Source organism: Cellvibrio chitinivorans (assembly GCF_035117775.1).
Lineage (GTDB): Bacteria > Pseudomonadota > Gammaproteobacteria > Pseudomonadales > Cellvibrionaceae > Cellvibrio > Cellvibrio chitinivorans.
The window spans coordinates 367664-381885 of sequence record NZ_JAYKKN010000004.1 but is presented as its reverse complement, the minus strand read 5'-3'; the positions used below and the strand labels follow the sequence as shown (position 1 = coordinate 381885).

At 48.1% G+C, this 14222-nt stretch carries 13 protein-coding genes and 1 other RNA gene; 13 read left to right on the top strand and 1 reads right to left on the bottom strand.

Annotated elements, in window-relative coordinates; genetic code table 11:
* Positions 1-319 precede the first annotated feature (319 nt).
* Positions 320-817 (bottom strand): thiol peroxidase, encoded by a 498-nt coding sequence (gene tpx / locus SPL68_RS13625; protein ID WP_323815717.1) that lies wholly within the window; start codon positions 815-817, stop codon positions 320-322.
* 269 nt (positions 818-1086) lie between these two features.
* Here tpx and ffs point away from each other — a divergent pair.
* The 13 genes from ffs to SPL68_RS13560 all read left to right on the top strand — a co-directional run bounded on the left by ffs (position 1087) and on the right by SPL68_RS13560 (position 14200).
* An RNA gene (ffs, locus tag SPL68_RS13620) (signal recognition particle sRNA small type) lies at positions 1087-1182 on the top strand.
* A 137-nt stretch (positions 1183-1319) separates the two neighbouring features.
* Complete coding sequence (locus SPL68_RS13615; protein ID WP_323815716.1) at positions 1320-1892, top strand: DUF4136 domain-containing protein; 573 nt, start codon at positions 1320-1322, stop codon at positions 1890-1892.
* Between the two features lie 209 nt (positions 1893-2101).
* Positions 2102-4102, top strand: a complete 2001-nt coding sequence (dnaX, locus tag SPL68_RS13610) for a DNA polymerase III subunit gamma/tau (RefSeq protein ID WP_323815715.1) — start codon at positions 2102-2104, stop codon at positions 4100-4102.
* 50 nt (positions 4103-4152) lie between these two features.
* Complete coding sequence (locus SPL68_RS13605) at positions 4153-4473, top strand: YbaB/EbfC family nucleoid-associated protein (RefSeq protein WP_323815714.1); 321 nt, start codon at positions 4153-4155, stop codon at positions 4471-4473.
* Between the two features lie 20 nt (positions 4474-4493).
* On the top strand, positions 4494-5087 hold the full coding sequence (gene recR / locus SPL68_RS13600; protein ID WP_323815713.1) for a recombination mediator RecR: 594 nt from the start codon (positions 4494-4496) through the stop codon (positions 5085-5087).
* 5 nt (positions 5088-5092) lie between these two features.
* Positions 5093-6250 (top strand): ribonuclease D, encoded by a 1158-nt coding sequence (gene rnd, locus SPL68_RS13595; protein ID WP_323815712.1) that lies wholly within the window; start codon positions 5093-5095, stop codon positions 6248-6250.
* 10 nt (positions 6251-6260) lie between these two features.
* Positions 6261-6557, top strand: a complete 297-nt coding sequence (locus tag SPL68_RS13590; RefSeq protein WP_323815711.1) for a YcgL domain-containing protein — start codon at positions 6261-6263, stop codon at positions 6555-6557.
* Position 6558: 1 nt separating this feature from the next.
* On the top strand, positions 6559-7002 hold the full coding sequence (locus SPL68_RS13585; protein ID WP_323815710.1) for a YcgN family cysteine cluster protein: 444 nt from the start codon (positions 6559-6561) through the stop codon (positions 7000-7002).
* 63 nt (positions 7003-7065) lie between these two features.
* Positions 7066-7581 carry a hypothetical protein gene (locus SPL68_RS13580; RefSeq protein ID WP_323815709.1) on the top strand — a complete coding sequence of 172 codons (516 nt, stop codon included), beginning with the start codon at positions 7066-7068 and terminating at the stop codon, positions 7579-7581.
* Between the two features lie 197 nt (positions 7582-7778).
* Positions 7779-9737 carry a vWA domain-containing protein gene (locus SPL68_RS13575; RefSeq protein WP_323815708.1) on the top strand — a complete coding sequence of 653 codons (1959 nt, stop codon included), beginning with the start codon at positions 7779-7781 and terminating at the stop codon, positions 9735-9737.
* Positions 9738-9752: 15 nt separating this feature from the next.
* Positions 9753-10211: a GNAT family N-acetyltransferase gene (locus tag SPL68_RS13570; protein WP_323815707.1), complete on the top strand. Its 459-nt coding sequence runs from the start codon at positions 9753-9755 to the stop codon at positions 10209-10211.
* Positions 10212-10316: 105 nt separating this feature from the next.
* Complete coding sequence (locus tag SPL68_RS13565; protein ID WP_323815706.1) at positions 10317-10784, top strand: Dps family protein; 468 nt, start codon at positions 10317-10319, stop codon at positions 10782-10784.
* A 479-nt stretch (positions 10785-11263) separates the two neighbouring features.
* On the top strand, positions 11264-14200 hold the full coding sequence (locus SPL68_RS13560) for a TonB-dependent receptor (protein WP_323815705.1): 2937 nt from the start codon (positions 11264-11266) through the stop codon (positions 14198-14200).
* Positions 14201-14222 lie beyond the last annotated feature (22 nt).

Below are 14222 nucleotides of genomic sequence, written 5' to 3'. Positions count from 1 at the left end.
TTATAGGCATCACTTTTTTAGTTGTTAGGCGCCTAAATAAAAAATCAGCGTGTTTTTCAGAGTATTTAGAAATTAAAATAAATTCATAACATTTATTTTAAATTTTTAACTTTTAAAAATTAAAGAAAAAAGTGAGGCTTTGTCGCTTAAGTTATTGCCATTCTTCAGACTTGATCGCGCTGGTGAGGGATGGGGTAATGGGAATATTTAGAAAAAACTGCACCTATATCAATTGAGCATGTTGTCCAAATTGCATAAGGTGCAGTTTTTAAAAGGTGCAGTGGTTTGTTGCGGGAGAGTTACTTTGCGTCTGTTGGTATTACGCTAAGGCTTTCAGGGCTGCATCGTAATTAGGTTCATGCGCCACTTCGCTTACCAGTTCAGTGTGCAACACTTTGCCATCGGTACCCAGTACGACTACTGCGCGAGCAGTTAAGCCGGTCAGTGGGCCATCAACCAATTTTACACCGTAGTCGGAAGCAAAGTCAGAACGGAATGCAGAAGCTGGGATCACCTTGTCCAAACCTTCAGCGCCGCAGAAACGAGCCAGAGCAAATGGCAGGTCTTGGGATGCGCAAACCACTACGGTGTTATCCAAAGCGCTGGCTTGGGCGTTGAAGGTGCGAACAGATTGTGCGCAGGTTGGAGTATCAACACTTGGGAAAATGTTCAGCACAACGCGTTTGCCAGCGAGGTCTGCTCCAGATACTTCAGATAGATCAGTTTTCACCAGTTTGAAAGCTGGTGCCTGGCTGCCTACTGCAGGCAGATTACCGTTGGTGTTGAATGGATTTCCTTTGAGGGTGACTGTTGCCATCGAAATGCTCCTGAATATGTGGGGGTTGTCGTAGTTCTGTCATGTTTGATGCTGCATGAAGCCTAGTTGATAAGGGCAGAAAAAGAAATTGCAATGGGCGCCAGCGCAATAAAATCTTTAGATAACAAGCGATTGCTCTCATTAGCTTGCGCTTTATTTACAAAATTGCGCCTTGCAATGAGGGGGTAAAGTGATGATAATGCGCGCCTCTTGCGTAGGCCGCTACCGCTTTACTAGTAGTTAGCTGTTGCAAGCCGCTATGGTGATCTAGCCGGTCCCCTCGCAATAATGATCTGTAAACCCCGCCAGGCCCGGAAGGGAGCAACGGTAGCAGTAAGTTATGTGCCGGGGTGTGGCTGGTTAGGTCGCCACCCAAACTTCCGCTAATTTTTCTTTCTCTTAATTCCTTCCGTTTCAATTTATCTGGCCGATTTAGTTGTCGCCAATTGATTTCGATTGTCTATAATCCGTTTCACCTAACTGTAGAAATGGAATTGATCCAATGCGTTTATCTCTCTCGTTTTCCCGTTACAAATTTATCGCTGCCGCTGCTTTTGTTGTTCTGGTTGCTGGCTGTACACCAATTAAATATCACCAAATCCAACCTGTTGCTGCTGAGCTGTCCGGGCTCAAATATTACCGTTGGGAAGTTCCGCCAATGACATCGAAAGCGGGTCAACGCGCGGTAGAGTTTGACTCGTCTTTCCGTAGCGCAACTGAAGCGGATCTGGCAAAAAAGGGTTATGTGTTAGCTGCAGACAAAGCAGAAATACTGCTCGACTACCGTATTTCGGTTGCGACCCAGCCAGATATTGGTGAGACCTATTACTCACCGCATTGGACTACCGATAACCGCGGTTCTCTCGCATTTACTGGATGGGAAAATCCTGAAGGCACCGGCGATATGCTGGAGCATGGCATAGTAACTTTGAGTATGCGTTCGGTGAAATCCGGTAATTTGCTGTGGGAAGGTGGGGTAAGCAAACTGCTGCGCTCAGATGTCAGTGAAGTTGATATGAAAGGAGCAGGCAAAGTTGCTGCATCTGCCCTGACCAAAAAGGTTCCGGCGCCTTAATTTTTGATCTCTGGTAGTTAATTAAGAATTGTCTCAACAACTACCACAAGAATTACCCTAATAACACCGCAAGTGATACGCCCCGGCAGTTTGATGCAGGGGCGTTGGTGTCTATTTGCGCCATTGGCCGCTATAATCGCGCCCTGTTTTAAGTGAACCGCCTCCCTCTTTGATAGAGAGCAGCAATTGAATAGAGAGCAGCAATCGGCATGAGCTATCAAGTTCTGGCGCGTAAATGGCGTCCGCGCATTTTCCGTGAAATGGTCGGGCAGGAGCATGTCCTGCAGGCGTTAATCAATGCGCTTGATCACAACCGTTTGCACCATGCTTACTTATTCACTGGTACTCGCGGGGTAGGGAAGACCACCATCGCGCGGATTCTCGCTAAGTGTCTGAACTGTGAAACCGGGGTTAGCTCTGAACCTTGTGGCCAATGTTCCAGCTGCCGTGAAATCGCCGAAGGTCGGTTTGTTGATCTGATCGAGGTGGATGCGGCCTCGCGCACCAAGGTAGAAGATACCCGCGAACTGCTGGAAAACGTCCAGTACGCCCCGACTCGCGGTCGCTACAAGGTTTACCTGATCGACGAAGTTCATATGCTTTCCAACAGCAGTTTCAACGCTTTGCTGAAAACCCTGGAAGAGCCTCCGCCGCACGTAAAGTTTTTGCTGGCGACAACTGACCCACAAAAGCTGCCGATGACGATCTTGTCGCGCTGCTTGCAATTCAATCTCAAAAACATGAACCCCGAGCGTATCGTTCAACATTTGAAATTCGTGTTGAACGAAGAGCTGGTGCCGTTTGAAGAATCGGCGCTCTGGCATTTGGGGCGCGCTGCCGATGGCAGTATGCGTGATGCCATGAGCTTGACTGATCAGGCCATCGCCTATGGTTCGGGCAAGATTACCGAAGGCGAAGTCAGTGCCATGCTCGGCACCATCGACCAGACTGCGGTTTACGATATCGTGAATGCACTGGCATCGCTCGATGGTCGCGCAGTTCTGGCAGCAGTTGAGCGTATGTCGGAGCAGGCGCCGGATTATGCGAGTGCATTGGCGGAAATGCTGGCAGTGTTGCACCGAATTGCGATTGCGCAAGCCTTGCCGGAAGCGGTGGATAACAGTCACGGCGATCGCGAGCGAATTATTCAGCTCGCACAACAATTGCCATCGGAAGATGTGCAACTCTTTTATCAAACCGCGTTGTTAGGCCGCCGCGACTTGCCTTTGGCACCGGACCCGCGCGCCGGATTTGAAATGGTACTGCTGCGCATGCTGGCTTTTAAGCCACAAGGTGTTATGGAAGTGCCAACGCAGCCGCTGCCGCAATCATCAACGCCGATAAAACCAGCAGTCGCCTCTATTGCACAAAGTGCAGCGCCTGTAGCGACAGCTGCATCAACACCTGTACCTGCACCTGCTCCAATGGCTGCTGCACCCGTAGTGAATGCTCCCGTTCCGGTCACACCTGTTGTTCCTGCAACTGCCCCGCCAGCGAGTCAGATTCCTAGTCCTGCACCCGCGCCAGTAACTACACAGGCTCCTGCGCCAGCCATGCCTGAGCCTCCAGTCTATGAAGATGGAGGCCATATATCTGATGACTATGCGCCAATGGATGATGACTACGAGCCAGCGCCAGCCTATTACGAAGCGCCTGCTGCCGAGGTGAACGAGCCAAAAAAGTCTGAGGCGGCTCAGCCGCCGATGTCAGTGGCGGAAATTCTGGCGTCCACCCATGTTGAGGTCCCGACAGCTGTAGCACCTGTGCGCATATCTGATCCGGTTGTAGCTGCGGCACCTAAAAATTTGCGCAAGGTTCCCTATGTGCAAGCTGGCCCTGCCGATTGGACGGAAATCTATTTGGGGTTGGGCGTGACCGGCATATTGCAAAGCACGGTTGCCAACTGCCAATTGATCAATCGTCAGGGCAATGATTTTTATTTTGTGTTGGATAAAGCCAACAGCACTTTATTTGATGTCAGCCATGAAAAACGCTTGTCGGATTTGCTCACGAGTTATTTTGTTGAGCAAGTGCGTGCGCATATCCAGCTAGGTGAGATCACCGCTGAAACGCCGGCATTGATGGCGATTCGCGTGCGCGAAGAGCGTTTGCAGGATGCGATAAGCGCAATCAAAAATGATCCGATTGTGCAGCAGTTAATCACACAATTTGGCGCGACCCTGCGTGAAGACACAATTCAACCAATTTAACTTTTCACTTATTTCATTTATTAACTTATTTGTCGATTAAAGAGGATGCTATGAAAGGTCTTGGCGATTTGATGAAACAGGCCCAGGAAATGCAGGCCAACATGCAAAAAATGCAGGAAGATTTAGCGAAAGCTGAAGTGACTGGTGCAGCAGGTGCGGGTTTGGTTACGGTTGTGATGACTGGCCGTCACGATGTAAAACGCGTGAATATAGACGCGAGTCTGATGAGCGAAGAAAAAGAAATGTTGGAAGATTTGCTTGCGGCTGCGGTAAACGATGCAGTGCGTAAAGTCGAAACACAAAGCCGTGAACAAATGGAAAAAATGACCGCTGGCATGGTTGTTCCACCCGGTTTCAAAATGCCATTTTAATTTCGCAAAAGAATTGATTCATGTTTAGTCCGCTTATCGATGAACTTATGGCCTCGCTGCGATGTTTGCCCGGCGTCGGCCCAAAATCTGCCCAGCGGATGGCGCTGCATTTATTAGAGCGCGACCGCGCTGGTGCCGAGCGTCTCGCGCAAAGTTTGCAAAAAGCCGTAGCCGGTGTTGGCCGCTGTCAGCGCTGCCGCACGCTTACCGAGCAAACTCACTGTGGTATTTGTGCTAACACTCGCCGCGACAACAGTTTGCTGTGTGTGGTGGAAACACCGGGCGATGTATTGGCCATCGAGCAGGCGGGCACCTATCAGGGCAAATATTTTGTATTACTTGGTCATCTGTCGCCGATTGATGGTATCGGGCCAGAAGATATTGGTGTCGATCAACTGATTCAATTGCTGCAACAAGAATCGATTAGCGAAGTGATTCTGGCCACTAACCCCACCGTTGAGGGTGAGGCGACCGCTTTTTACATCAGTGAACGCGCTAAAAATTTAAATGTGACTGTGTCGCGTATTGCCCACGGTGTTCCGCTCGGTGGTGAGCTGGAGTTTATCGATGGTGGTACTCTCGCTCATGCCTTTTCCTCTCGTAGAAGTTTGTAATTTTAATGCTGATTCCAAGTGAACCTATCTGGATTGATCAGGACGATCAATTAGCCAAGTTGTGCTCTGCATGGCGAAATCAAGCTGCCATTGCAGTGGATACGGAATTCATGCGCAGCGATACGTTTTACCCAATTGCTGGCCTGTTGCAAATTGGCGATGGCAAAGGCTGCTACTTAATTGATCCGCTGGCGATAAAAAATCTCGCACCTTTGCGCGACTTGATGCTCAACACCGCCGTAACCAAAGTGCTGCATTCCTGCTCGGAAGATTTGGAGGTGTTTCAGCGCTGGTTAGGTGTGGTGCCTGAGCCTTTGTTTGATACACAAATCGCTGCCGCATTTGCAGGTTTGGGTTTTAGTCTGGGTTATTCGTCATTGGTGAAAGCCTTATTGACGATTGAAATCCCTAAAGATGAAACCCGTTCCGATTGGTTGCAGCGTCCGCTCAGCGTTGCGCAATTAAATTATGCGGCGCTCGATGTAGCGCATATGCTGATTGTGTACGGCAAATTGCTGCAAATCCTGAGAGTCAGCGAACGTTTGGAGTGGGTGAAAAGTGACTGCGCGGATTTGGTTACCAATGCGCGCAAAGTAGATGATTACAGCGATGCTTACCAAAAAGTCGGTTTTGCCTGGAAGTTGCGCGCACAAGAATTGGCGATTCTGAAGCAGCTGTGTATTTGGCGCGAAACCGAAGCGCGTGCGCGCGACATTCCGCGCAATCGCTTGGTAAAAGAGCCATCGCTGTGGGAGATCGCGCGTAAGAAAATTCAGGATGTAGTGCACTTGTCCAAGGTGCCGGATATTCCCGCGCGTACGCTGAAAAACGATACAGATGCTATCTTGAATATAGTGCGCCAAACCCTCGCGCAAGATGAATCGACTTGGCCTGCGCGTCTCGATCCGCCGTTGGCGCAGAGCGAAGGCCCCTTAATGAAAGCGCTCAAAACCTATGTGCGCGAATTTGCTGAGCAAGCGCAATTGCCGGCGGAGATTCTGATTCGTAAAAAAGATTACGAAGCTATAGTGCGTTCAGGTATGCATGGCGGCACTTATCAGTTACCAGAACGGTTGTTGGGCTGGCGTTTTGGTTTAATCGGCGAAGGCTTGTTGCGCATCGCACAGACCCAGTTAGATCTCCCAGCAACTCAGCAAGAGTGAAGTGATTTAGATGAAAATTATTTGCGAAATTTTCCGCAGTTCAAAAGAAGAAGGCATGTACCTCTACGTGAAAAAAGAGGAAGGCTTAAGCCGCGTGCCGGAAGAGTTGCTGAAAATGTTTGGCCGCCCGCAACCGGCCATGGTGTTGTTATTAACACCGGGTAAAAAGCTGGCTCATGCCAGTGTTGAAAAAGTAGCTGAAAGTTTGGAAGAGAAGGGCTTCTATTTACAAATGCCGCCGCGCAATCAACGCGACCCGGAGGCAGAGCAACTGCGTTTACTTAATTCAAAACTATCGGGTCAGTAATATGGCTCAACAGGTTTTTTGGCTGGCAAAAACGCTGGAGCAGATGTCGCCGGAGGAGTTTGAATCCCTCTGTGATGGCTGCGGCAAATGCTGCCTGCATAAACTGGAAGATGAAGATACGGGCGATGTCTATTACACCGATGTCGCCTGTCGTTATTTGGATCATGACACCTGCCGCTGTCAGGAATACACTGATCGTCAGCGCTTGGTAGAGGCCTGTGCGGTATTGTCGCCAGAATCGGTAAAAGAGACTTACTGGTTGCCGGAAACTTGTGCATATCGCCTCGTTGCCGAGGGTATTCCGCTGTTCGATTGGCACCCGCTAATTTCGGGTGATCCTGACTCTGTCCACACTGCCGGAATTTCTGTGCGTGGTCGGGTAGTGCATGAAAACAGCGTCGACCCAGATGATTTGGAAGACCATGTGGTGCGTTGGGTTAATTAGTTGGGGTAATTAAGAGTTGAGTGGTAACGGACTGGTAATAAAGAGGGCTTACTTGTGGAAAATATGACTGACTATCAATACGCTTGGATGCTGTATTTGGTTGGCGCAGTGGGTTGCAGCCTTGCAACCTGGTTGTTGTTTCGCCGTGCAGGGCGCGCGGTTACGCATTTTTTTGTTATCACTGTAATGGTGATTTTGTTTACGCCTTATGCGATTGATGCTGAAACCATGACTATGGCGCCTGCGGTTTATACCTTGGCATTTGGTTATTTGGAGAGCGGTTATCTCGCCATCAAACCAGTCGTTAAACTGATGCTGGGGTTCTGGATTGGCGGCATAGTGCTGTCGTTGATTTATCAGTTGTTGACGCGTGGTCACAAATACATCGAGCCGCAGGAGCATGAACGCAAGTCATCTGCGCGCAATAAGCGCAACGACAAATACGCCGAAAGCGCCCGTCGTACCTCTTCGCCTTCATTGTCGCGCGAAGAGCGGCAGGCGCGCGATGAGTTGTTGTACGACGAGCGCCCACGTAACAATAACTTGCCTTACGAAGAGCCGATAAGAGCGATTCGATAGCTGCAACTTGATGAAAAATATCCGATACAAAAGTCAGCCATAGCGCTGGCTTTTGTTTTTGGGGGGGGTATTTGGGAGTTTTGTTCTTGTATCCAAAATGGCGAAATGGCGCCGAACTGCTATAACTAATGGCGATATCAGCGCTAAAAAGACCGCGTAATAACATCCGCGCTGAGAGAATTTTTATGGGAACCTGCATGCGCCATTTATTTTCTTTTGCAATTATCTGCTTGTTATTTGCCACTTCGGTTCAGGCAAATGAACCCGCCGCTCCTTTACCCGCCGATGTGCGGGTGATCATCGATATTTCTGGCAGTATGAAAAAAACTGATCCGGAAAATCTGCGCAAGCCCGCAGTAGATTTGATCGTGCGGTTATTGCCGGACAATAGCAAAGCCGGGCTTTGGACTTTCGGTCAGTCCGTCAATATGTTAATGCCGCATAAACAGGTAGACACCGCATGGCGCAATCAGGCCGCGCAGAAAGCGACCGCAATTAATTCGGTTGGCTTGTTTACCAATATAGGCGCGGCACTGGAAAAAGCGGCTGAAGATTCTGCAATTGCAGAGCAAGAATATCGCCGCAATATTATTTTGTTAACCGATGGTGTGGTCGATGTCAGCAAAGAAGCCATCGACAATCTCAATGAACGCAAACGCATACTGGCGGATGTGTTACCGCGCTTGAAAGCAGCGGGTTATCGCATTCACACCATCGCGCTTTCAGCGGATGCCGATCAAGAGTTGATGCAAAAACTGTCGCTAGCCACCGATGGTATTTTTGAAGTGGCCGACACTGCCGATGAGTTGATGAGCACCTTTCTGCGCATTTTTGATCAAGCTGTTCCCGCCGAGCGAGTGCCTTTGGATGAAAATGGATTTTTAGTTGATGGCAGTATTCAGGAGTTTACTGCGTTAATTTTCCGCCGTTCCGATGTACCCGCAACGACTATTACCTCGCCCGATGGTAAAGATTACAGCGGCACTGATCCTGCGAATAATGTGAATTGGTATCGCACTGATAAATACGATTTGATTACTGTGCAAAAACCCGTCGCAGGGCAATGGAAAATAAAAACGGATATGGAACATGGCAGCCGTGTAACAGTGGTAAGTGATTTAAAACTCGTTGTGGAACCAATCAAAAATAATTTCCGTGTGAATCAAACGATAGATCTGGCTTATGCGTTCCAAGAAAACGCACAAGTGATTACTAATAAGGAATTTCTTTCGTTGTTAAGCGGGAAAATATTTGTCGCTAACACTAATGAACAAAGCGCAATCGAAGTTGAGATACCAAATGCTCCTTCATCTAAAGGTGTGTTTGCACAGCCCCTGGCTGGAGTAGAAAAACCGGGTGAGTACAATCTTACTTTGATGATTGATGGCAAAACGTTTAAGCGTGAGTTTGTGCATCATCTGAATGTATCTGCTTCGGCGTTTACTGTTGAAAAGCAGCTTGATGATGAGGGCGGGCAGCGGCGCCATTTGTATAAGCTAAGCGCGAATGCGGAATTGGTTGATGTGCGCACGCTCAGTGTCACAGCACAAGTCGCCAATTCGTTGGATAATCACCAAGAGCAGCAATTGAACGTAATTGAAAACACGCTTTGGGAATTTGCATTTACGCCGGCACAAACTGCGCGTTATGACATCAACATGCAGGTAGAAGGGCAGTATTTGGATGGCAGTCCGTTAAGTGAAACAATCAAGGCCGATCAATTTTATTATCCAGATGAAGCCACCGTGTTAACAAATACACCTGCGCACACTACCACGACTGACACGCTTGCCCCTGCGGTAGAGCAAGAAGATAAGGCTATTGAACCGGAAGAGTCCGCAAGTAATCTGTGGCTTTATGTTGGGATCGGTGTGGGTAACGTACTGGTATTGTTATTGGGATATTTTGCCTATCGCTTGATTGTTGGTGGTGGCGATAAAGATGAACTGACTGAGATAGAAAAAACATTAGGTCAGCCTATCAGTGATGCCAAACAGAGCGCGCCCAAAACAACCATTGACGTATCCGATGATGACTCGGCGCATATTCCCATGAACGATACGCCTGATTCTATGGCAACCATGGCGGATGATTTGATGGCTGATAATCTTTTTCCGCTTGATAATATGGATGAATCCAGTGGCGATAAAAAATAACCAGATCAGTTTTGCATGAGTCAAACTTCTCCAAATATCATCAGCGATCATGAAATATTTCAGCGCGTTGATGCCGAACGTTTTCCGCTGGTTGATCGGTTTTATCGCGCTCAAGGCTACAAGGTGAAATGTGCAGCAAATGAGCGTGTGTATGCAATCGTACATAAAGATGAAGGTTTTATCGCTAGTGTGCGTTTAGTACCGCAATCGTCCGGACATTATTGGTTGCGTAATTTATTGGTGGCGAGCGATAAGCGCGGGCAGGGTTTGGCAACGGGTTTAATGCGTTATTTATTGCCAGATTTGGCGCCGCAGGGTTGTTATTGTTTCGCCTTGCAGCATTTGGACGATTTTTACTCGGCCTTGGGTTTTACTCTGAATCCCGATCATTGCCCTAAGGATATTCTCGCGACTTATAACATTTACCGCGCGCGTGGCCGCGATTGGTTATTGATGGGATATCGGCAGGGTTGAACCCGCTGATTTAATCCCCACCATAGCCATAAGCAAATGGCAAAGAAGCCTATCCCTATCTATAGTCGTGTTTGATCAATTCATTAATGGTATTAAGGAGTCGCTATGAATATTGATATCGGAATTTCCAAATCACATCGTGAAGAGATTGCCAAGGGCTTGTCCCATTTGCTGGCAGATACTTACACCCTCTATTTGAAGACTCATAACTTTCACTGGAATGTCACTGGACCAATGTTTCAAACATTGCATCTGATGTTTGAAACGCAATACACAGAACTGGCATTGGCGGTTGATGACATTGCAGAGCGTATTCGCTCGTTGGGTTTTCCAGCGCCAGGAACTTACAAACAATACGCCGAGCTGAGCAGTATTAAAGAGGAAGAGGGCATTCCTAAAGCACAGGATATGATCAAACTATTGGTTGAGGGGCAAGAAGCTGTGGTGCGTACCGCGCGTTCTTTGTACGCAACGGCTGAAGCTGCCGAAGATGAAGCAACTGCTGACTTGCTGACCCAACGTATCCAGCTTCATGAAAAAACCGCATGGATGTTGCGCAGCTTGTTGGAATAATCCAGCACATCAAAGACGCATTAACTGATGTACACCAAAGGGCCTTAGGGCCCTTTTTTATTGCGCAGAATGTAATCGTGTGCAGGTTGGGGTATTGGGTATTTGATCAAAACTTGCGCGTATGAATAGGTGTTTTTTCCTAGAACCCTCCTGAATACATAAGTGGATAGGTAGAAATATACGCCACTCGGAATATGTTTTGACGCGATGCTGATTTTATAAGTTGTTGGTTTATAAGAAATTTATTTGCATACAGATAAAGTTTGTTTATCTGAACTTCCCATGTTGTGACGCGTCAGGTTACTCGGACGCCCGACTTCTAACGAACCTGCATTATGAGCTGGGATCAGGAGAACTCGTAGTTTGATCCCTCAACAACAAAGCAAGACCAGTGAGTAACTGGCTTGGGTTGCTCCCATCGGCGGGCGCCCTCACGACAGCAAGTTACGATAACAATAAACGGTTCGAGGATTAAGTTCATGCAAACCCCAATCAACTCTAAAAAACCAATCGACTTTAAAAAGAAGGTGATCGCTAGCGCCATTGCAACATCGATGTTGGCAGGCTTTAGCGGTGCAGTACTGGCACAAGACGGCACTGTCGAAGAAGTCGTTGTTACCGGTATTAAAGGCTCCTTGCAGCGCGCTATGGATGTTAAGCGCGATGCGGTAGGTGTGGTTGATGCAATCTCTGCCGAAGATATCGGCAAAATGCCCGACTCCAACCTCGCAGAATCCCTGCAACGTATTCCCGGCGTGTCTATCGATCGTGTAAACGGTGAAGGTAGTAAGGTAACCGTGCGCGGTTTGGCTGGAGACTACAATCTGGTAACCCTGAATAACCGTCAAATGCCGGCGTCGTCTTTTGGTACCAGTCGTTCATTCGACTTTGCCAATTTGGCGTCTGAAGGTATCTCTGGTGTAGAAGTGTACAAAAGTGGCCGTGCCGATCTGCAATCCGGCGGTATGGGTGCTTTGATCAATATCGTCACCCCGCGTCCATTGAAAAGCCCTGGTCTGAAAGCTGTTGTTGCCGGTAAAGCGGTGTACGACGATTCATCAGCTCTGAAAAATGACCTGACGCCAGAAATCTCTGGTTTGTTTAGTAATACTTTTGCCGATGACACTATCGGTATCGCCTTGACCGGCAGCTATCAGGAACGCAACAGTGGCGATCGCAACGCCAGCGTCAGCGACTGGTTTGTGCATGCTGCTGATGGCGGCGACTGGGCGAATATCCCGGCAGAAAACCAACCGGGCGATGGCAGAACCTACGGTATTCCATCGGAAGTGATGTACACCGTTAACGAAGTAAACCGTAAGCGTCTGAACGGTCAGTTGACTGTGCAATACCAACCAGTTGAAGCCCTGACCGTGACTGCGGATTACCTTTACGTTCAACAGGAAAATGAAGCCAATACCTTTGGTACCGGTTTCTGGTTTACCCGCACTAGCGATATTGATATCGAGTGGAGTGACACCAATCCTGCGTATCCTCTGAGCTACACCGAAAATGCCGGCTGGCACGAAATCAACGGCATCATCAAACACAACTTGACCAAATCTGACCTGAAATCGGCCGGTTTTAATGTTAAGTGGGATGCAACTGATAATTTGATGCTGGAGTTGGATGCACACAACTCAGATTCTTACTCAGGCCCGAACGGCAAATGGGGCGGTAACAACCAATTCAACATTGGTACTATCGATTACTTCCGACCTTCAATGGATTTCTCCGGTGAGTTCCCGATCCTGAGTATGGGTTACGAAGATGGTCGCACTACATCCATACCAGATGTTGCCATCCAGCAATTTACCAACAACATCTTCCGTATTCAGGAACAAGACTCTTCGGTTGATGAATATCAATTGAAAGGTACTTACACCTTTGATGACAGCTTTATCGACAACATCAAAGCCGGTGTAGGCACCAATGAAATCACCAACGACTACTTCTTCCTCGGTTTGCAGCAACAAAACCAAGGTAGCTGGAGTGGTGTGCAGGGTGAAAACGGTGTGGGCGATATTCCGCAGTCTTACTGGATTGTCGATAAGCTATCTAACTACTTCGACCACAGCGCGGTGAAAAACCCTAACTTCCAGAATACCTTTGTGCGCGGTAACTGGAATGAGTTGCTGGCGATTGGTGCTGAGTTGTACGGTTCGGACACTGGTGCTTGCCCAAGAGCTTATTGCACCTCGCGTGATCCAAAAATGGCGAACGATGGTTTCGATGAGCAAAGAACCGTAGAAACTTCGGATATCGCCTATGTTCAGTTTGGTTTCAAACCAGAAATCGCTGGTATGCCAGCGAATTTGGCGGTAGGTGTTCGTCATGAATCTACTGAAGTTGAATCAACGGCAAACGTATCTGCCTATACACCTTATATTCGTTGGAACAGTGGTAACGAATACTCATTGATCTCTACTAACGATTTTGAGTATGGCACCACTAAAGGTAGCTACTCCAAAACCTTACCTAATGTGGATTTTGATATCGCCATTACCGACGATGTTAAAGCGCGTGCGTCGTTCAGCAAAACTATCGCTCGCCCCAACTACAATGACCTGAAAGGTGGTTTTATTTGGGGTACCGCACCGCGTATCAGCATGGGTTCTGCTTCGGCAGGTGATCCTGATCTGAATCCAATGGAATCAACCAACTTCGATATTTCGGCTGAATGGTACTACGCTGATTCCAGCTATGTGTCGCTCGGCTACTTCAAGAAAGACGTTGTTGATTTCATCGGCAGCAGTGCTCCTCAAGTGATTCAAGACAGCGGCTTCCATACGCCAGTGAACGGTCCAAGATGGCAAGCGGCAGTTGCGGCAGTAGGTAATGATCTGGTGGCAATCAACCAATACATTACTGCTAATTATCCTGAGAGCTCTGATGCGACAACTGGTTTTGTGTATGCATTGGATGAAGATCCAATTCTGCCATTTGAAGTAACTCGCCCGATTAACAACGAAGATGTAGCGATTGATGGTATCGAACTCGCAATACAACACACCTTCGGTGAATCTGGTTTCGGTTTCCAAGCGAACGCGACCAAAGTGGATTCCGACACTGAGTACGACAATCTGTCCAAAGCAAGTCAGTTTGCGATCTATGGTTTGAGTGATTCAGCTAACTTTATCGGCTTCTACGATAAAGACGGCTGGCAAGTTCGTTTGGCCTACAACTGGCGCGATGACTTCCTGGCTAGCGGCGGTGGCAACCCACGCTACACTGAAGCCTATGGTCAATTGGACGCGAGCGTAAGCTACGACTTCACAGATAATCTGACTGTGTCATTCGAAGGTTTGAATATCACTGAAGAAACGACTCGCCAATATGGTCGTCACAAAGATATGACGTTTAACTACATCGAAACCGGTGCGCGTTACAACGTTGGTGTTCGTTACAGCTTCTAATTTATTCGATATGAGTTTATTG